This window comes from Burkholderia sp. Ax-1719 (genome assembly GCF_011753055.1).
In the GTDB taxonomy this organism is placed as follows: domain Bacteria; phylum Pseudomonadota; class Gammaproteobacteria; order Burkholderiales; family Burkholderiaceae; genus Paraburkholderia.
In genome coordinates, this window is the sequence record NZ_VWWJ01000001.1 from 77,814 (window position 1) to 96,753 (window position 18,940).

Sequence of the window (18,940 nt, forward strand, 5' to 3'; positions counted from 1 at the left end):
TAAGGGTTGAGGCTATCTGCAGAACGTTCGCAAAGCGCCTAATCTTTGATTATCGGGCCACCCCACTGCCCGTCCGGACGTTCCGATGCGCGCTCATCGCCCCACCCGGGCGGCGAAGCACGACACGCTGCCGCCTCATCCTCGCCGTGCGCACTTGCTGCGGGCGGCGCGGCGCGTTTTTTCCATCCGCTCCAATCGTTCCGTGCGGTATGTGCGGATTGCGCTGTTCGCGGCGGTCGTGGCCGTTGCCATTCTGGCCGGCCGCATCGGCGCATGGGCGGCAGAGCAAGGCGCCGTCGTCGTGATGAACGTCGATGGCGCGATCGGCCCCGCCAGCGCCGATTTCATCGTCCGCACGCTTGATCGCGCCGCGCAGCAACATGCGGCGCTCGCGATTATCCAGCTCGATACGCCGGGCGGTCTCGATACCTCGATGCGCGAGATCATCAAGTCGATTCTTGCCTCGCCCGTGCCGGTGGCCGCGTTCGTCGCGCCCGGCGGCGCGCGCGCCGCGAGTGCGGGCACTTACATCGTCTACGCGAGCCATATCGCGGCGATGGCGCCGGGCACGAATCTGGGCGCGGCGTCGCCCGTGCAACTCGGCATGGGGTCGGCTGCCCCGCCGGCCATGCCCTCGGGTCCTTCCGGGCCTTCATCGGCTTCCGGCGCTTCCGCACCGCTGCCCGGCGACACCGCCTCCACTGAAACCCGCAAGATGACGCACGACGCGGCCGCGTATATTCGCGGCCTCGCACAACTGCGCGGGCGCAACGCCGTCTGGGCGGAGCGCGCGGTGCGCGAGGCCGTGAGCCTTTCCGCCAGCGAAGCGCTCGATCAGCATGTAATCGATCTGATCGCCACGGACGCCGCCGATCTCGCCCGCAAGCTCGACGCCCGCGTCATCGCCACCGCGGCGGGCAATGTGCGGCTGGCGACAGCGCATGCCCCGCTCGTCTACGTCGCGCCTGACTGGCGCAGCCACTTCCTCGCGATCATCGCCGATCCCAACGTCGCGCTGATTCTGCTGACCATCGGCGTCTACGGCCTGTTCTTCGAATTCGCCAATCCGGGCTTCGTGCTGCCCGGCGTCGCGGGCGGCATCTGCCTGCTGGTGGGCCTGTTCGCCATGCAGTTGCTGCCGGTGAATTACGCGGGTTTGGGCCTCGTGCTGCTGGGCCTGGGCTGCCTGATCGCCGAGGCGTTCCTGCCCACCTCGGGCGTGCTGGGCTTCGGCGGCATCGTCGCATTTGCCGTCGGCGCGCTGATGCTGATCGATACCGATGTGCCCGGCTATGGCATCCCGCTGCCGCTGATCGCGGGACTGACGCTGGGCGGAGCGGTGTTCGTGGCCTGCGTCTCCGGCGTGGCGCTGCGCGCGCGGCGGCGGCCTGTGGTGACCGGCGCGGAAGCCATGGTGGGCAGCGTGGGGGAAATCATCGATGAAGGACTCCAGGTCGAGCACAGCGCGACGAATCTGGCGATCGGCTGGGCGCGTGTTCGTGGCGAGCGCTGGCGCGTGACCTGCGCCGTCCCGCTCGCAACAGGCGCGCGCGTCAGGGTGACGGCGCGCGACGGCCTCGTGCTCACGGTCGCCCCGCAAGAACAGGCACCACAGCAACAACAACGGCAACAGGCACCCCATCCGGGAGGAGCATCGCCATGATCGGTTTTACCTTTGGTTTTTCGAGTCTGCTGATTTTGCTTGCGGTGCTGTTCGCCGTTTCCGCGATCCGCATCTTCCGCGAGTATGAGCGCGGCGTCGTGTTCATGCTGGGCCGCTTCTGGAAGGTCAAGGGGCCGGGCCTCGTGTTTATCCTGCCGGTCGTGCAACAGGCCGTGCGCATCGATTTGCGCACCGTGGTGTTCGATGTGCCCGCGCAGGACGTCATTACGCGCGACAACGTATCGGTGAAAGTCAACGCGGTGGTGTATTTCCGCGTGGTCGATCCGGAAAAAGCGGTGATTCAGGTCGCGCGCTATTTCGAGGCGACCAGCCAGCTTGCACAGACCACGTTGAGAGCGGTGCTTGGGAAACACGAACTCGACGCGCTGCTGGCCGAGCGCGAACAACTGAACGCCGATATCCAGAAGACGCTGGATGCGCAGACGGACGCGTGGGGCATCAAGGTCTCGACAGTCGAAATCAAGCACGTGGATCTCAACGAAACCATGATCCGCGCGATTGCGCGTCAGGCCGAAGCGGAGCGCGAGCGTCGGGCCAAGGTGATTCACGCCGAAGGCGAATTGCAGGCATCGGAAAAATTGTTGCAAGCCGCCCAGCGGCTCGCGCTGCAACCACAAGCCATGCAGCTGCGCTATCTGCAGACGCTCACCACGATTGCGGCAGACAAGAATTCGACGATTGTGTTTCCGCTGCCGATCGATCTGCTTTCAGTATTGATCGAGCGTCTGGGCGTGCCGAAAACCCCTTGAAATATTGCGCCGCAGCGAAAGCGCGGGGATGTACCAAGGTTTCGATAAGTTAGTTGGCAGTGCAGCCGATTTTCGCCAATAATGCCCGAACATCCACTACTGGACGATGGCGACCATGGATTACAGTCCCGAAGCCATCCGCACAGTCGCGCTGGTCGGTCACGCCGGCTGCGGAAAGACCTCGCTTGCCGAGGCCCTGCTCCACCAGGGCGGCGCGCTGCACGCTCAGGGCAGCGTGAACCGCGGCACCGCGCTGTGCGATTTCGACCCGCTTGAGCGCAAGTATCATCACTCGCTCAGCTCCGCGCTCGCGCATATCGACTATCGCGACACGCGCATCTATCTGCTCGACACACCCGGTTATCCCGACTTCGCGGGCCTGTCCATCGGCGCGTTGCCTGCCGTCGAAACGGCGGCCATCGTGATCGACGCGCGCACCGGCATCGAGATGACCACCAGCCGCATGATGGACGCGGCGGCGGCGCGCAAGCTTTGCCGTCTGATCGTGGTGAATGGCATCGACGGCGAAAAGGTCGATCTGCCCGGCCTGCTCGCGCAGATCCAGGAGACGTTCGGCAAACAGTGCCTTCCCATCAACCTGCCTGCAAAAGGCGGGACCGATGTGGTCGACTGCTTCTTCAATCCGTCCGGCGAGGCGGATTTTTATTCGGTGGAAGCGGCGCACAACGCGCTGGTCGATCAGGTGATCGAGCTCGACGCCGAATTGATGGAGCTCTATCTCGAACAGGGCGAAGCGATCCGTCCGGAGCAATTGCACGAGCCATTCGAGCGCGCCCTGCGCGAAGGCCATCTGGTGCCCGTGTGTTTCACATCGGCGGCGACGGGCGCGGGCATCGCGCAACTGCTCGATGTATTCGTGCGCCTGTTGCCCAATGTCACCGAAGGCAATCCGCCGCTTTTTTACCGTGAAACGGGCGATAAAACCGAACCCGTGCGCGCCGAGCCGCGCGCGGACAAACACGTGCTCGCCCATGTCTTCAAGGTGGTGGTGGACCCATATATCGGCCGGGTTGCGCTGTTTCGCATTCATCAGGGCACGGTCACGCGCGACAGCCAGCTGTATATCGGCAATGGCCGCCAGCCGTTCAAGGTCGCGCATCTGCTGATGCTGCAAGGCAAGGATCACACCGAGATTCCGCGTGCGGGACCGGGCCATATCTGCGCGGTAGCGAAAGCGGAAGACATCGCGTTCGGCGATGTGCTGCACGATGCGCCCGAGGACGGCAACATCCATCTCACGCCGCCCGATTTTCCGAATCCGATTTACGGTCTCGCGATCGAGCCCGCGCGGCGCGGCAACGAACAGCGCCTGTGGGATGTGCTGCAAAAGCTCACCGCCGAAGATCCTTGCCTCGTCATCAGCCATCCGGCGGGCACCAACGAGACCGTGGTGCGCGGGCTGGGCGAACTGCATCTGCGCTATATGCTGGAGCGGCTCACCGACCAGCACAAGCTCGAAGTCCTGACGCGTCCGCCCACCATCGCGTGGCGCGAGACCATCGGCGGCAAGGCCGAGGGCCATTGCCGCCACAAGAAGCAAACCGGCGGCGCAGGGCAATTCGGCGAAGTCATGCTGCGCGTGGAGCCGTTGCCGCGCGGCGCGGGCTTCGAATTCGTCGATGCGGTCAAGGGCGGCGCGATTCCTTCGCAGTTCATTCCCGCCGTCGAAAAAGGCATCCAGCAAGTCATCGAAAGCGGTCCGCTCGCGGGCTTTCCAATGCAGGACGTGCGCGTGACGGTGTTCGACGGCAAGAGCCATCCGGTCGATTCGAAGGAAGTGGCGTTCGTCACGGCGGGGCGCAAGGCCTTTATCGATGCCGTGCTCAAGGCGCAGCCCGTGGTGCTCGAACCCATCGTCGATATCGAGGTGATGACGCCCGAGGCGGCGATGGGCGATGTGATCGGCGATCTCTCGGCGCGGCGTGGCCAGGTGCACGGCACGCGCACCGTCAATGGCAATGCGATGGTGATCGCGGGCAAGGTGCCGCTCGCGGAACTCAACGACTACCAGTCGCGGCTGAATGCGATGGCGGGCGGCAACGGCAATTACAGCATCCAGCTGAGCCATTACGATCCCGTGCCGCCCTCGCAGCAGGACAAGCTTGCGGCGCAGCATAAAGCACACGGCGGCGAGGTGGAGTGAAGCCTGCGACGCGATGAAACTCGCGGCATAATCCCGGCTCCGCTTGGCGCTTCAGGGAACGGGAGAGTTCGCGCTTCATGGCCGATTTGTTCGCATCGCAGGCGCCGCCGCCACGTAATCCGCTGGCGGAAGCCTTGCGCCCCGCGACCTTCGCCGATGTCATCGGCCAGTCGCATCTGCTCGGCGCGGGCAAGCCGCTGCAACGCGCGTTCGCCGCGCGCGAAGCCCATTCGATGATTCTCTGGGGACCGCCGGGCGTCGGCAAAACCACGCTCGGACGGCTCGCCGCACAGGCCTTCGACGGCGATTTCGTCGCGCTATCGGCTGTGCTCGACGGCATCAAGGCGATCCGCGCCACGCTGGAGGGCGTGCGGGATAGCCACGCGCGCACGGGCCGCCGCACCATTCTGTTCATCGACGAAATCCATCGCCTCAACGCGACGCAGCAGGACGTGCTGCTGCCTTTCGTGCGCGACGGGCAAGTGATCCTGATCGGCGCGACCACGGAAAACCCCAGCTTCGAGGTGAATCGCACCCTGCTCGCCCGTGTGCGCGTGCATGTGCTCCATCCGCTCGATGCGCGTGAATTGCGCCAGTTGTTCGAACGCGCGCGCGAACGGGCGCTCGCGGGTCTCGACTTCGATGCGGGCGCGGTGGATGTCCTGCTCGGTTATGCCGATGGCGATGCGCGTCGCCTTCTGAACCTGCTGGAGCAGGTCCGCACGCTGGCGGCGGCCAACGGCACGCAGACCATCGACGAAGCGTTCGTTGCGGGGCTGCTCACGCGCGGCGCGCGGCGCTTCGACAAGGGCGGCGAGCAGTTTTACGACCAGATATCGGCGCTGCACAAGTCGGTGCGCGGCTCGAACCCCGATGCCGCGCTCTATTGGCTCACACGCATGCTGGACGGCGGCGTGAGGCGCAGCTATCTGGCGCGGCGCATCATTGCGATCGGCTGGGACGATATCGGTCTGGCCGACCCGCGCGCCCTGCGTTATGCGAGCGACGCGGTGAAAGCAAGCGAAATGCTCGGCGGCGAGGAAGGCGATCTGGCGCTCGCGCAGGCCGTGCTGATGCTCGCCTGTGCGGCGAAGAGCAATGCGGGTGGCGTGGCGCTGATGCAGGCGCGTGGATTCGTCGCGCAGGACGGGGCGCGGCCGGTGCCGGCGCATTTGAGCGTCGCTGCGCAGGCGTTGGGGCGCTTGACGGGCTATCGCAATCCGCACGATGAGGCGCAGGGGTTTGCGGCGGGACAGCGCTATTTTCCTGATGGCGTGAGGCAGCCGCATTGGTATTGGCCTGTGCCGCGCGGTCTGGAAGCGCGTTTCGCTGACAGGCTGGAGTGGTTGCGGGGGATGGATGAGGACGCGTGGGAAGATTGAACGCGCCGTCTAACGTTCCGACCCCATCCGCCAGATAACCGCCAGGACATAACCCTCATGCCGCGTGCCGCATTGAACAATCGGTCGCGCCATGCGTAATATACGTGCGATCATATCGGTCCAGCACCGCTCATCTCCCGAGTTTTTTGATCCACTGACTGGCCGCTGCGGCCCGGAGACCCGACGATGGATATCGCGCAAGCCGACGCCGCCCCGGCCGCCACCGGATCGACCGCCCAGCCGGGCACGCTGCTGCTGACGGGCCGCCTGTTGCGTCCGCAGTCGCTCACGCTCGACGCGTTGCGCGCTTTCCCCTCGGTGACCTGCGCGCCTTTCGATCTGCGCTGCTATACGACGCAGCGTTTCATCCGCACCGTTGAGCCCTATCGCGGCGTCCTGTTGACCGATCTGATCGAGTATGCCGGGCTGCATTGCGAGGTCCACGGCGAATTCAAGCGGATGATCTTCCTCGCCATCGGCCATGACGGCTATGCGGTGCCCTTCACCTGGCACGAGTTGTTCAACACGCCGGTGGGCAAGCAGGCAATCATCGTCTACGAATGCGGCGGCGCGCCGCTTTCCGAAGAAGACGGCGCGCCAGTACTGTTTTCGGGCGCGGACCTCGTGCCCGCACCGCGCCACGTCAAGCGGCTTGCGCGCATCGACGTGCGCGCCATGACGATTTAATCGGCCAGATTGACCGTCAGTTTTCGCCAGCCGTTGTCGCGTACGTCCGCGACGACGTGCCCCGCGTCCAGCACGATTGCCCGCGTTTCGCTCGCGGGCAGATGAAGCTCGATGACATCGGCAAGGTAACGCTTGTCTCCATCGCGCGCGACCGTGATCGAAAGCGTCTGCGCGCCGCCTTGCGCGGCGATGCGCCATATGCCGCAAGCGCCATCGCGCCACGCCTGCGTTTCGCCGTCATCCTCGGTGTATTGCGCACTCGTGCGGCCCTCGCCCGCCATCGGCACCAGCATGAAGGCACGACGGTCCGCACGCTGACCGAAATGTTGCTCCGCGACGTTGAGCGCGATTACGCCGCCCTCGCGGATCAGCATGACCGGCGCGTGCCACGGCGCGGGCAGCGTGACGGTCTGACCGCCCTCGAACACCGCACCGCTCCAGTAATCGACCCAACGCGCACCCGCAGGCAGATACACCTGCCGCTCGCGCTGGCCAGCCTCTACAACCGGCGCAACCAGCAGCGACGCGCCGAGCATCATGTCGTCGCATTCGGCGTAGCACTGCGGGTCAGCCGGAAATTGCGCGAAGGTGGGACTCAGCACCGGTTCATAGTGCGTGCTGGATTCGTGCAGCAATTGATAAAGATACGGAATCAGGCGATATCGCAGTTTCACCAGATCCGCGATGCGCGGCGTGAGTTCGGGATACATCCACGGCTCATTGACGGTGCCGTCGTCGTTCCACGAATGAATGCTGAAACGCGGCATGAACACGCCAAACTGCACCCAGCGGATGAACAGTTCCGGCTCCGGCGCAGGACCCGCGAAGCCGCCAATATCGTGCCCGATATTCGACACGCCCGAGAGCGCCAGCCCCAACCCCATCTTGAGGTTGTAGCGCAGCGTCTCCCACGAGGTGGCGTTATCGCCCGACCAGGTCTGCACATAGCGATGCATCCCGACGCAGCCTGAGCGCGATACCAGAAACGGCCGCTTTTCCGGCGCATACGCGCGCTGCGCGTCGCGCGATGCACGCATCATCAGCAAGGTCTGCAACACCTTCGCCTCGCGCGCGGGGAAGGGCTTGCCGAAGCCGTTCGCGAGCGCATTGGGCGTCCAGATTTCGAATTCGTTGTTGTCGTTCCAGGTTGAGGCGATGCCGTAACGCAGCAGCGCGTCGGTCACGCGCGCCTTCCACCACTCCACCGTGGCCAGATTCGTGAAGTCCAGATACGCGCCCACTTCGTCCCAGAACTGCACCCAGGCGGGCTCGCCATCCGCAGCGCGAATCAGCAGGCCTTCGCGTTGCGCGTGTTCGAATTCGGGGTGATCGCGCAGCAGACAAGGCTTGATATTGGCGCACAGCTTGACGCCGTGTTCCAGATAGCGATTGACGAAGCCTTCCACGTCGGGGAATTTCTCGCGATTCCAGTTGAACACGTAGCGCTTCGCGTCAATCGACGTATAGCCCGACGAGAGATGAAACGAATCGCACAGAATGTCGTGTTCGGCGCAACGATCGGTGAACTCGTTCATGCGCGCCTGCGCGTCGGGCGCGTCGGTGTACGTCATCGTCGAGCCGGAATAGCCCAGGCCCCACTTCGGCATCAGCGCGGGGCGTCCCGTCATCCACGTAAAGCGCCGCACCGCGTCGAGCGGCGTACCCGGCGAAGCGATGAAGTAGTAGTCGAGATCGCCGTGATCGGCAATGAAGTGACGGTAGTGGCCGTGATAATTATCCAGTTCGCGGCCCATGTCGAAGTTGCAATCGGCGAGCGTGTCGTAGAAGAGACCGAAGCCAGTTTGCGTCTGCGCGCGCCACGTGAGGTAGAACGGAATGTGCTTGTAGAGCGGGTCGGTGGTCTTCGCGCTATAGCCCATCGCATCGACATTGGTCATGCGGAACGCCTGATTGGCGCGATCGAGCGCGCCCGCGCGTTCGCCCAGACCCAGATACATCTCGCCCGGCAAGCGACGCACGTAATGATAGACGCGCTCGTCCCACCAGCCGAAGTTATAGGCCTGCGTGGCGCGGTCTTCCAGCGCGGTCAACCATTCGCCATCCTGATTGATTTCCCATGTGCAGAAACCACCGTCGAGTTTCACCGTCAGCCGGATTTTCGACGTGCTCACGCGCACGCAATCGGGCGTGCTCTCGCTGGCATAGCCCGGCAGGGCGAAACCCGAAAGATCGAGCCGGTCGCGCCCTTCAAGGGGCACGTCGTCCATGCCGGGCGCAATCGCCCAGCTGCGCGGCCCGTGCGGCTGGCCATCGGGCAGCACGCGCACCCGCACGATATCCTCTTCGAGCACGAAGATTTCGATGGTCGCGCCCTGCTCGCTTTGCAACGTCAGGCGGTTGCGCGCTTCGTCAATCAGGCGGAAAAACGGGCGATTCAATAACGATGCCATCTGGCGATTCCTTGGGATTGCTTCGTAATATTTAGAACACAGTCGCGATGCCCAGCATCCCGACGAATTGCGAACGCGTGGACGATGGCGTCGAGTTCTGCGAGTCGCCAACGTCCGGTACGGCATCGACGATCGCGCCGTTCGAGCCGAGCGTCTGCCCGCTGGCATGCTGCCAGGCCTGCAAGGCATAAAGCGTCGTGCGCTTGGAGAGGTGATAAGCCTGCTTGAGCGAAACCTGCTGATAGCGCGCGGCGCTTGAAACACCGTTGGCTTTCGAAGCGAGCGTCCACGCATAGCCCGCGGCGACGTCGAACGCCGGTGTGAAGCGATACGCTGCCAACGCAGCATAAGTGTTGAACACCGCGGTATCGCGGAACGCCGAATAGCCGCCGGACAGATATTCGACGTTGGTATAAGTCAGCCCGAGCGTGAGTCCGCCCGTGGTCCATGTGCCGGCGATGGCCGCATTCTGCACCGCACGCGCGGAGAGATAGCCCGCGTTGAGCGCCGAGGTCGCGAATGATCCGGTCGCGCTTGCATCGAAGCTCGTCGTTGTGCGGCCGGTATTGTTCATGCGCAGGAAGCCCGCCGCAAGATTGACGCCGCCAATCGCATAGCGCACGGCGCCGCTCCAGCTCTGTCCCGCGCCCACGCTGCCCGGAATACCGCTCAGGCCATACAGCGCACTCGCGCTCAAGCCCTGCCACGTTGGCGAAGTCCAGGTGACCGAATTGTTGATGCGCACCGTCGTATCCAGGCTGTCGATATCGCCGGGATGCGCGCCCGTTGCGCCAGTCAGATACGTGCTTGAAGCAAGCGGACCGACCAGCAGGAAGTACGGCGTGTACTGGCGGCCCATCGTGAGCGTGCCCCAGGTCTTGTTTTGCAGGCCCACGTAAGCCTGGCGATTGAACAGCAGTCCCGCTGACGACGCCGTGCCGTTGTTCGGATCGAAACCGGCTTGCAGATCGAATATTGCGCTGGTGCCGCCGCCGAGATCCTCCGCGCCCTTGAAGCCGAATTTGGACGCGTACAGATTCCCCTGCCGCAGATAAACGTTCGAATGGCCCTTCTGGTTATTGACGTAGGCGATCGAATCGTCAAGCACGCCGTAAAGCGTGACGCTCGATTGCGCCTGTGCGTCGATCGATCCTGCCGCCGTGCCTATCGATGCGCCCGCAACAATCAGGGTCTTGAGCGCCTTGCTGCGATACGAGAAGTGTGAGTTATTCATCTTTTGTCTCTTATTATGTTATGGAGTCCGACACGTATCAGGCTGCTTTACGTGAAGCGGGCAGCGCGCCGCGTGCTTCACGCGTCTGTCCGCGTATCAGCAGAATCAGCAAGGCCGCGCCGATCAGGTCGAATGCGCCCAGGCATGCGAACAGCGGACCAAAGCCCACTTTATCGGCCAACGCACCCACCACCAGCGAAAAGCTCAAGCCGCCGATCCACGCCGCCATGCCGCCAAAACCGCTTGCCGTGGCCACTTCCTCCGGATCGAACACATCGGCCGACAGCGTGTTGACGAGCGTGGACAGCATCTGGTGCGCGAAGCCGCCGAGGCAGAACAGCGCAATCGCCATATAGGGCGAAGCAACGAGGCCAATACACGCGGGGCCGATCATCATGAACGCGCCCAGCACCACGCCCGCCACGCGCGACCACAGCAGGGGCATGCGGAAAAAGCGCATCAGGAACGGCGAAAGATAACCACCGAGAATGCCGCCCATATCGGCCGCCAGGAAAGGCAGCCACGCGAAAAGCGCGATCTGCTTGAGGTCCATATGACGCTCGGTGGCGAGATAGAGCGGAATCCAGAAGCTGAAGGTCTGCCAGGCCGGTTCCGCGAAGAAACGCGGCAGCGCAATGGCCCAGAAGCGCCGCGAACCGAGAATATCGAGCACGGGACGGCGGCTCACCGGCGCGGCGCGCGCCTGGCCGCTTTCGATCAGTTGCAGTTCCTGTGCGGAAATACGCAGATGCTCCGAAGGCGAACGATAGAGCACGAACCACACAGCGGCCCACACGAAACCCAGTGCGCCCGTCGCCACGAATGCCGACTGCCAGCCGTAACGCAGCGAGAGAAACACCACCAGCGGCGGCGCGAGCAAGGCGCCCAGCGAAGTGCCCGCATTGAAATAGCCCACCGCCACTGACTTTTGCCGGTCGGGAAACCATTCGGCCACGGCCTTCATGCCAGACGGAATTGCCGCCGCTTCGAACACGCCCAGCAAACCGCGCATCATGCCGAGCGAAGTCCAGCCCGTGGCGAAGCCATGCAGCACACCGGTTGCGGACCAGAGCGCCGCGAACAGCGCGAAGCCCAACCGCAGCCCGATCAGGTCCACGATGATGCCGCACACCGGCTGCATGATCGTGTAGCCCACCTGGAACGCGCCCACCACGTACGAATACTGCTGCGTGGACATGTTCAGTTCGCCCTTGAGCTCGGGCGCGAGCACGCCGAGCGAGTTGCGCGTGAGGTAGTTCATGATCGTGCCGATACACACCAGCGCGATGATCCACCAGCGCAATCCTTTAATGCCTTGCGAGACTGACGTCATACCGCTTGTCTCCATCTTGTTTTGATCTGTTACGTTGTCGTATGACCTGCTTGCGAGAAGCATCGACTCTTTTCGCGTGAATGCGTTCAGCATCGCCGAAACATTCAACGTGAGACCGATGCTATGTTCGCTTTCGAACACAGTCAATAGGCAAAAGACCCGGAAACGAACAGAAACGAAAATCTAGCGTGATCAGGATTAAGTACGACGTCAGACATCTTGAAGAATTGCAAAGATTTCAAAGTCTGTTGTCGTAGTGGCGTACACGGCTGGCGCCGTGAAACGGCGTTTGAAGTCGCCGCCCCAGATCGCCAGTTAGTTGCAGAAAATGAGTGTTAAAAAAGCGGCGCCGCAAGGCAACCGCTGGTCGGCTGACAATCGCGCGAGGCGCACATCAATCCGCATCACCCCGCCGCAGCGGCGCGCGACTTTTCTCGTTGTTGATATGGACGAACTTCGCGAGCAGCGTCAGGAAGGTCTCCTGCTCGTCCTCGGACAGCGTCTGCATCATGCGCCTGTGCAACTCATGCACCGAGGGCACCAGACTCTCCAGTAGCAACGCCCCCGTTTCACTCAGGCGCAGCAGACGCACGCGCTTGTCCTCGGGCGGCGTGATGCGCTCGATCCAGCCTTTTTCTTCGAGGCGCACCGCGAGCGTGGCCGTAGTCGAATTGTCGAGCGCGCAGTAACGCGCGAGCGTCACCTGGTCGATATCCGGATGGTCCTGGAGAATGCGCATCGCGCCATATTGCACCGGCGTGATATCGGGGCCCAGCACGGTATGGAACATCGATACGGCGATCTGATGCGCGCGGCGGATCAGGTGGCCCGGTTGTTCGTAGAGATCGGTGGACAGCTCGTCTTTTTTCTTTTTGCGCGTTCGTGTAGCTGGCCGCGATGCCGTACTGCTCATGTGATGTCCTCTGGTCAGACGGTGTTGCTGCGAGGTTGGAGCAGCGCGCCCGCGTTGCACTCCTCTTCTTGATCGATGAATTTTAGCGCATCGACTGTGACGTTTCCGCCCTTCTCGCGCGGCGCAGACAAAACCGCCAGCCCAGGGAAGTTACTGAAAACATCGCACGTCGATCTTGTGTACACTGAACGCTAGATATTAAGTATGCTGAACGTAACCGAATGTGCGTGAGCGGCATCGTTACCTCGCATCGCGCAAAACAGGGAGACACCGTGTTTGCACTGAACCAGTGGTATATCGCCGGCTTCGGCTGGGAACTCGACCGCGGCACCCCGCTTGCCCGCACCTTGCTGGGCAAGCCGCTCGTGCTGTTTCGCACACCTGACGGAGTGGCCGCCGCACTCGAAGACCGTTGCTGTCATCGCTCGCTGCCGCTGTCGTTCGGCACGGTGGAGGCGCGCGGGCTGCGCTGCGGCTATCACGGCCTGCTGTTTGGCCCCGACGGCGCATGTCTGGAGATTCCCGGCCAGGAGCGGATTCCCGGCAAATGCCGCGTCCCGGCGCATACCCTGGCCGAAAAAGACCAGCTTCTGTGGATCTGGTTCGGCGACGCCGATCATCCAGAGCCGCTGCAGTCGCCGCCCGACTATCCGTGGCACGCGGATGTGCGCTACGAATTTCGTGGCGACGTCTATCACTACGATGCGCCGTATCAGCTCATTCACGACAATCTGCTCGATCTGAGCCATCTGGGCTACGTGCATCTGCGCACGATTGGCGGCGATCCATCCACTCATATGCAGGCCGATATGCGCGTAGAGAGCGTCGACAACAGCGTGCGCGTGGTGCGCCATATGCGCGGCTCGAAACCGCCCGCGACCTATGCCGCCGCCTGGCCGTTCGCGGAGCGGATCGATCGCTGGCAGGAAATCGAATTCGATGTGAGCCATCTGCGTATCTGGACCGGCGCCGTGGATGCCGATACCGAATCGCTCGACAACCCGGCGCGCGGCGGCTTCCATATGCGCGGGCTGCACGGTGTCACGCCGGAAACGGCGACGACCACGCACTACTTCTGGACCATGGCAACCAATCGCCGCCCCGACGGCGGCAGCAATATGGACCAGGTATTCGAACAAACCGCACTGACCTTCGAAGAAGACAAGGTCGTGATCGAGGCGCAATACCGCAACCAGCAGCGCTTTGGCGCAGGCCCGCAGATCGACATTCATGTCGACGTGGGCGCGAATCGCGCGCGGCGCATCATTGCCGGCCTCACTGCAATCGCCCCTTAAAAAGCAGCGCTCACCGATCAAAGCGCTGATAAAAAATCGTCCCCAAGGAGATGCAAGGTGTTTCTCAAGAACGCATGGTATGTGGCGTGTACGCCCGATGAGATTGCGCAGAAGCCGCTCGGCCGCACGATCTGCGGCGAAGCGATGGTCTTTTATCGCGCGGCGGGTGGCGCGGTCGCGGCGCTGGAGGACTTTTGCCCGCATCGCGGCGCGCCGCTCTCGCTGGGCTTCGTGCGCGACGGCACGCTGGTGTGCGGTTACCACGGTCTGGAGATGGGTTGCCACGGCAAGGCCACCGGCATGCCTGGCCAGCGCGTCAACGGCTTTCCGGCCGTGCGCAGCTTTCCCGTGATCGAGCGCTACGGCTTTATCTGGGTCTGGCCCGGCGACGCCGCGGCAGCCGATCCCGCGGCGCTGCACCCATTACCGTGGGCCGAAGATCCCACCTGGGCCTACGGCGGCGGCCTTTATCACATCCGCTGCGATTACCGTCTCATGATCGACAACCTCATGGACCTCACGCACGAAACCTACGTGCACGCCAGCAGCATCGGCCAGAAGGAAATCGACGAAGCGCCGCCAAAGACGACCAGCGAGGGCGATGAAGTCGTGACGAGCCGCTTCATGGAGAACATCATGGCGCCGCCGTTCTGGCGCATAGCGCTGCGCGGCAACGGTCTGGCCGACGATGTGCCGGTGGACCGCTGGCAGATTTGCCGCTTCTCGCCGCCCAGCCACGTGATGATCGAAGTGGGCGTGGCGCACGCGGGACATGGCGGCTATCACGCAAGCGCCGAACACAAGGCGGCGTCGATCGTGGTGGATTTCATCACGCCCGAAACCGAATCGTCGATCTGGTATTTCTGGGGCATGGCGCGCAATTTCCAGCCTGACGATGCCGCGCTCACCGACCAGATTCGCGAAGGTCAGGGCAAGATTTTCGCCGAGGATCTGGAAATGCTGGAGCGCCAGCAACGCAATCTGGAAGCCTGGCCGCAGCGTAAGCTGCTCAAGCTCAACATCGATGCAGGCGGCGTGCTGTCGCGCAAGGTGATCGACCGGCTGCTCGCTGCAGAGCAGGGTGCAAACGCGAACATGGAGGCATGATGTCGGACGCTACGCTCAATGTCACCGTCGCCCGCAAATGGCAGGAAGCTCAGGATATCTACGGATTCGAATTCGTCGCTGCGGGAGGCGGTGCGTTGCCGCCCTTCAGTGCGGGCGCACATATCGACGTACATCTGCCCGGCGGCCTGATTCGGCAGTATTCGTTGTGCAACGATCCATCTAGCACGCAGCGCTATCACATCGCGGTGCTACGCGATGAAAACGGCCGCGGCGGCTCGCGCGCGATTCACGACCAAGTCGAACAAGGCGACGCCCTGAAGATCAGCGCGCCACGCAATCACTTTCCGCTCGCCCATGGTGCGCCCCATCATCTGCTGATCGCGGGCGGCATCGGCATTACGCCGCTTCTGTGCATGGCCGAACGTCTCTTCCACGCGGATGAAGCGTTCGATCTGCACTACTGCACGCGCTCGCGCGAACGCACCGCGTTTGTCGAGCGCATTGCGGCGTCGCCGTTCAGCGCGCGTGCTGCGTTCCATTTCGACGATGGCGCGCCTTCGCAACGCTTTGATATTGCTGCGACGCTCGCAAATGCCCCGGCGGGTAGCCATCTCTATGTCTGCGGACCGCGTGGCTTCATGGATGCCGTGCTTGCAGAAGCGCGCCGCCAGCAATGGGACGAGCCACGCCTTCACTACGAGTTTTTCGGCGCGGTAGTCGAGCAGTCCGCCGCGGATGCCACATTCCAGATTCGTATCGCGAGCAGCGGCGCAACCATCGACGTGCCAGCGGGCTGCACCGTTATCGAGGCGCTTTCGGCCAACGGTGTGGAAGTGCTGACCTCATGCGAGCAAGGCGTGTGCGGCACCTGTCTCACACGCGTGATCGAGGGCAAGCCCGATCATCGCGACGCGTATCTCACCGAGGAGGAACAGGCAGCGGGCGATCAATTCCTGCCCTGCTGCTCGCGCTCGCTCACGCCGTTGCTCGTGCTCGATCTCTGACGCGCTTAAGCGGGAGCGAGCTGGCCGCTCGCCAGCATCGCGTGCAGCAGCACGTTGGCGCCCGCCTCGGCCCATTCGGGCGTGATCGCTTCTCCTTCGTTATGGCTCAGGCCATCCACGCAGGGGATAAAGATCATGCCCGTCGGCGCAACGCGTGCGAGATAACAGGCGTCGTGTCCCGCGCCGGAAACGATCTCGGCGTTCGGCAAGCCGAGTTCGTTCGCGGCGCGCCGCACCGCCTCGATGCACTGTGGCGCGAACGGCACCGGCGCATAGTTGAAAATCTGCTCGATTTTGTGGCCCAACTGCGCTTCGTGCGCCACGCGCGCGAGTTCGGCGCGAAGTTGCGCGTCCATTTGCGCCAACACTTCGGACTCCGGATGACGGAATTCCACCGTGAAGAAGCAGCGCCCCGGCACGGTATTGCGCGAATTCGGCTTCGCTTCGATCATACCGACCGTCGCGCGTCCATGCGGCGCATAGCTGCGGCCGAGCGCTTCCACGAACGCGATCATGCGCGCTGCGCCCACCAGCGCGTCGCGGCGTAGATCCATCGGCGTGGTGCCCGCGTGTGCATCCACGCCTTCCAGTTCGATTTCGTACCAGCGCTGTCCCTGCCCCGCCGTGACCACGCCGATCGTCTTGCCACTGCGCTCCAGAATCGCGCCCTGCTCGATATGCAGTTCGTACGCCGCGTGAACCGGCGTGCCGCCCACCGGCTCGTCGCCCGCATAGCCGATATGCGCCAGCGCTTCGCCGATCGTCGTACCCGACGCATCGGTGCGCGACAGGCCATATTCGAGCGGATAAACACCCGCATAGACGCCCGAGGCGATCATCGCCGGCGCGAAGCGCGAGCCTTCCTCGTTGGTCCAGATCACGACTTCTAGAGGATGTTCGGTTTCGATGCCCGCGTCGTTGAGCGCGCGCACGACTTCCAGACCGCCCAGCACACCATAGATGCCGTCGTAGCGCCCGCCCGTGGGCTGCGTATCGGCGTGCGAGCCGGTCAGCACGGGCGCAGCATCGGGATTGCGCCCTGCCCGGCGCGCGAAGATATTGCCCATGCGATCAACGCGGATCGTGCAGCCCGCTTCGCGCGCCCATCGCACGAACAGATCGCGCCCTTCGCGATCGAGTTCGGTAAGCGCAAGGCGGCACACACCGCCCTTCGCCGTTGCGCCAATCTGCGCCATGCGTTCGAGCGAATCCCACAGGCGCGCGCCGTTCACGCGCAATGCAGCGCGACTCACGAGATCGTACTCAGCCATGCGTTTTCTCCGCGTGGGTTTTCTGCGCCTGTGCATCGCGCATGCGATAGCGGAAATCGCAGCGCTTGCCGCCCTGCATGATCGTGCTGGTACGCGTGAGTTCGACGCGCGGATCGTAGCCCTCGATAAACTCGCTGTCGCGCGCGCAGCTCAGCAGATGGCCGATTTCGCCCAGCCCCATCGCGTGATACATCTCCGCATAGCTGCAGCGATGCACGTTGTAATCGTAGGCATCGGCGTCGGCGCGCAGCGTTTCCACTTCGAGCGCATCGTCCTTTTCCCAGAGCACCTGTAGCGCAACAAACGAAGCGATGCTCGTGCCGTTGGGCTCGCGCGCCGCAAAATCGCGGCCTGCATCGACCGCCGCGCCGCGCACCGCCTCGCCGATCACGGCTTGCGCGCGCTCAGCGCCGAAATCGCGCTTGAGGATTTCATAGATCGGCTTGATGATTTCAGCCTCGATGCGACGACGTTCGAGGATGCCCAGCGTCACGCCATTCACGCCTTCGCTGTGTTCGCTTTGTTCGGCTTGTTGATCGTGTTTCTGCGTCATGATCGACTCCTCGATTTTCAGTGCGCAGCGGCTTTCGCGCCGCCGCCCAGCACATCCACCACGGCCCACTTGCCGTCGCGCACCTGATAGATCGTGTATGCCGGGTCCTTGAGGTTGCCCTGGGCATCGAACGCGATGGTGCCGGTCACGCCATCACGACGGATCGTGTGCAACGTCGCGACGATCTTCTTCGGGTCGGTCGAATTGGCCTGCTGCGTAGCCGCGATAATGGTTGCGGCCGCATCGTAGGCGAACGGCGCATGCAGTTCGATCGGCGCATGCCAGCGTGCGCGATACTGCGCGTCGAAGGCGGGGCCGCCCGGCATGCGTTCGAGCGGACGGCCCGGTTCCAGCGCTGCAACACCTTCGCCCGCGGGTCCGGCGAGCTTGAGGAAGGTCTGGCTCACGAAACCGCCCGCGCCCAGCAACGGCGCCTGAATATGGAGCTGACGCATGCGGCGCACGAGCGGCGCGGCTTCCACGTCGATACCGCCGAGGAAAATCAGATCGGGGCGCTTGCCCTTGATCTCGGTGAGCACGCCGCTGAAATCAATGGTCTTGTCGGTCACGTACTGATGATCGATCACCGTGCCGCCGTTGGCCTGCACGCCCTTGACGAACTGGTTCGCGAGGCCCGCGCCAAACGCGGTCTGATCGTCGATCACGGCAATGCGCTGGGCCTTGAGCGTCTTCACAGCATACGCGCCGGTGTAAGCGCCGCTATCGTCGTCATGACCCATGATGCGAAACGAGGTGTCGAAACCCTGCAGCGTGTACTGGTGCCCCGTGGAGGCCGGTGCGATCTGAGCAATGCCCGCGTCGTGATAGACGCGCGCGGCCGGCACGCTGCAACCGGTGTTCCAGTGCCCCACCACGCCGATCACATGCCGATCGACCAGTTGCTGCGCCACCGTTACGGCCGTGCGCGGGTCCGATTGATCGTCGGCGCTTGCGAGCTTGTAGACGATGGGTTTGCCGCCGATAGTCGGATGCTTCGCGTTGGCGTCGTCGATGGCGAGTTGCGCGCCGTTTTCCAGATCCTTGCCGATACGGGCGGATCCGCCAGTGAGCGGCGCGGCGAGTCCAATCAGGACGACCTGCTCATCCTGGGCGTGGACAGCGCCCGCAAACAGCGTCGCGGCCAGCGCGGCGATCGGCAAAAGCAGGGTTTTCTTTTTCATGTGTCAGTCAG

At 63.4% G+C, this 18,940-nt stretch carries 15 protein-coding genes; 8 read left to right on the forward strand and 7 right to left on the reverse strand.

Annotated features, from left to right (window positions below; genetic code table 11):
* Positions 1-238: 238 nt before the first annotated feature.
* The 5 genes from F3J17_RS00355 (at position 239) to F3J17_RS00375 (ending at position 6,666) form a co-directional block, all read left to right on the forward strand.
* Positions 239-1,663 (forward strand): nodulation protein NfeD, encoded by a 1,425-nt coding sequence (locus F3J17_RS00355; RefSeq protein WP_345891101.1) that lies wholly within the window; start codon positions 239-241, stop codon positions 1,661-1,663.
* Entirely contained in the window at positions 1,660-2,433 is a 774-nt protein-coding gene (locus F3J17_RS00360) for a slipin family protein (protein ID WP_167052714.1), read from the forward strand. Before F3J17_RS00355 ends, F3J17_RS00360 begins: the two co-directional genes overlap by 4 nt.
* 115 nt (positions 2,434-2,548) lie before the next feature.
* On the forward strand, positions 2,549-4,597 hold the full coding sequence (fusA, locus tag F3J17_RS00365) for an elongation factor G (RefSeq protein WP_167052716.1): 2,049 nt from the start codon (positions 2,549-2,551) through the stop codon (positions 4,595-4,597).
* A gap of 77 nt (positions 4,598-4,674) precedes the next feature.
* Positions 4,675-5,979 carry a replication-associated recombination protein A gene (locus tag F3J17_RS00370; protein WP_167052717.1) on the forward strand — a complete coding sequence of 435 codons (1,305 nt, stop codon included), beginning with the start codon at positions 4,675-4,677 and terminating at the stop codon, positions 5,977-5,979.
* Positions 5,980-6,165: 186 nt separating this feature from the next.
* Entirely contained in the window at positions 6,166-6,666 is a 501-nt protein-coding gene (locus tag F3J17_RS00375) for a molybdopterin-dependent oxidoreductase (RefSeq protein WP_167052719.1), read from the forward strand.
* On the opposite strand, the gene F3J17_RS00380 is transcribed toward F3J17_RS00375, so the two are convergent.
* From F3J17_RS00380 to F3J17_RS00395, 4 genes are all read right to left on the reverse strand, one after another.
* The gene (locus tag F3J17_RS00380) at positions 6,663-9,077 is read right to left on the reverse strand and encodes a glycoside hydrolase family 31 protein (RefSeq protein WP_167052721.1); all 2,415 of its coding nucleotides are present in this window, start codon (positions 9,075-9,077) and stop codon (positions 6,663-6,665) included. The genes F3J17_RS00375 and F3J17_RS00380 overlap by 4 nt on opposite strands.
* Positions 9,078-9,108: 31 nt before the next feature.
* The gene (locus F3J17_RS00385; RefSeq protein ID WP_167052723.1) at positions 9,109-10,311 is read right to left on the reverse strand and encodes a porin; all 1,203 of its coding nucleotides are present in this window, start codon (positions 10,309-10,311) and stop codon (positions 9,109-9,111) included.
* 37 nt (positions 10,312-10,348) lie between these two features.
* Positions 10,349-11,644: an MFS transporter gene (locus F3J17_RS00390; protein WP_167052725.1), complete on the reverse strand. Its 1,296-nt coding sequence runs from the start codon at positions 11,642-11,644 to the stop codon at positions 10,349-10,351.
* Between the two features lie 394 nt (positions 11,645-12,038).
* Positions 12,039-12,557 carry a MarR family transcriptional regulator gene (locus tag F3J17_RS00395; RefSeq protein WP_167052727.1) on the reverse strand — a complete coding sequence of 173 codons (519 nt, stop codon included), beginning with the start codon at positions 12,555-12,557 and terminating at the stop codon, positions 12,039-12,041.
* A 236-nt stretch (positions 12,558-12,793) separates the two neighbouring features.
* On the opposite strand from F3J17_RS00395, the gene F3J17_RS00400 reads away from it, so the two are divergent.
* The 3 genes from F3J17_RS00400 to F3J17_RS00410 are packed head-to-tail and all read left to right on the forward strand — an operon-like array spanning position 12,794 to position 15,924.
* Positions 12,794-13,852 carry an aromatic ring-hydroxylating dioxygenase subunit alpha gene (locus tag F3J17_RS00400; protein ID WP_345891132.1) on the forward strand — a complete coding sequence of 353 codons (1,059 nt, stop codon included), beginning with the start codon at positions 12,794-12,796 and terminating at the stop codon, positions 13,850-13,852.
* A 57-nt stretch (positions 13,853-13,909) separates the two neighbouring features.
* Complete coding sequence (locus tag F3J17_RS00405) at positions 13,910-14,959, forward strand: aromatic ring-hydroxylating dioxygenase subunit alpha (RefSeq protein WP_167052731.1); 1,050 nt, start codon at positions 13,910-13,912, stop codon at positions 14,957-14,959.
* Complete coding sequence (locus F3J17_RS00410) at positions 14,959-15,924, forward strand: PDR/VanB family oxidoreductase (RefSeq protein WP_167052733.1); 966 nt, start codon at positions 14,959-14,961, stop codon at positions 15,922-15,924. The genes F3J17_RS00405 and F3J17_RS00410 overlap by 1 nt, the downstream gene beginning before the upstream one ends.
* A gap of 5 nt (positions 15,925-15,929) precedes the next feature.
* Here F3J17_RS00410 and F3J17_RS00415 read toward each other — a convergent pair whose 3' ends face one another.
* Genes F3J17_RS00415 through F3J17_RS00425 form a run of 3 tightly spaced genes read right to left on the reverse strand, consistent with a single transcriptional unit; the run spans position 15,930 to position 18,929 of the window.
* Positions 15,930-17,195 carry a Zn-dependent hydrolase gene (locus F3J17_RS00415; RefSeq protein WP_167052734.1) on the reverse strand — a complete coding sequence of 422 codons (1,266 nt, stop codon included), beginning with the start codon at positions 17,193-17,195 and terminating at the stop codon, positions 15,930-15,932.
* On the reverse strand, positions 17,188-17,748 hold the full coding sequence (locus F3J17_RS00420) for an L-2-amino-thiazoline-4-carboxylic acid hydrolase (protein ID WP_167052736.1): 561 nt from the start codon (positions 17,746-17,748) through the stop codon (positions 17,188-17,190). Before F3J17_RS00420 ends, F3J17_RS00415 begins: the two co-directional genes overlap by 8 nt.
* A 17-nt stretch (positions 17,749-17,765) precedes the next feature.
* Positions 17,766-18,929: a branched-chain amino acid ABC transporter substrate-binding protein gene (locus F3J17_RS00425; protein WP_167052738.1), complete on the reverse strand. Its 1,164-nt coding sequence runs from the start codon at positions 18,927-18,929 to the stop codon at positions 17,766-17,768.
* Positions 18,930-18,940 lie beyond the last annotated feature (11 nt).

Bases quoted from the DNA above. Each gene is read 5' to 3' on its own strand.
- F3J17_RS00380 (WP_167052721.1), bottom strand. From the start codon at position 9,077: ATGGCATCGTTATTGAATCGCCCGTTTTTCCGCCTGATTGACGAAGCG.
- F3J17_RS00385 (WP_167052723.1), bottom strand. From the start codon at position 10,311: ATGAATAACTCACACTTCTCGTATCGCAGCAAGGCGCTCAAGACCCTG.
- F3J17_RS00410 (WP_167052733.1), top strand. From the start codon at position 14,959: ATGTCGGACGCTACGCTCAATGTCACCGTCGCCCGCAAATGGCAGGAA.
- F3J17_RS00420 (WP_167052736.1), bottom strand. From the start codon at position 17,748: ATGACGCAGAAACACGATCAACAAGCCGAACAAAGCGAACACAGCGAA.
- F3J17_RS00415 (WP_167052734.1), bottom strand. From the start codon at position 17,195: ATGGCTGAGTACGATCTCGTGAGTCGCGCTGCATTGCGCGTGAACGGC.
- F3J17_RS00395 (WP_167052727.1), bottom strand. From the start codon at position 12,557: ATGAGCAGTACGGCATCGCGGCCAGCTACACGAACGCGCAAAAAGAAA.
- fusA (WP_167052716.1), top strand. From the start codon at position 2,549: ATGGATTACAGTCCCGAAGCCATCCGCACAGTCGCGCTGGTCGGTCAC.
- F3J17_RS00390 (WP_167052725.1), bottom strand. From the start codon at position 11,644: ATGACGTCAGTCTCGCAAGGCATTAAAGGATTGCGCTGGTGGATCATC.
- F3J17_RS00375 (WP_167052719.1), top strand. From the start codon at position 6,166: ATGGATATCGCGCAAGCCGACGCCGCCCCGGCCGCCACCGGATCGACC.
- F3J17_RS00360 (WP_167052714.1), top strand. From the start codon at position 1,660: ATGATCGGTTTTACCTTTGGTTTTTCGAGTCTGCTGATTTTGCTTGCG.
- F3J17_RS00370 (WP_167052717.1), top strand. From the start codon at position 4,675: ATGGCCGATTTGTTCGCATCGCAGGCGCCGCCGCCACGTAATCCGCTG.
- F3J17_RS00425 (WP_167052738.1), bottom strand. From the start codon at position 18,929: ATGAAAAAGAAAACCCTGCTTTTGCCGATCGCCGCGCTGGCCGCGACG.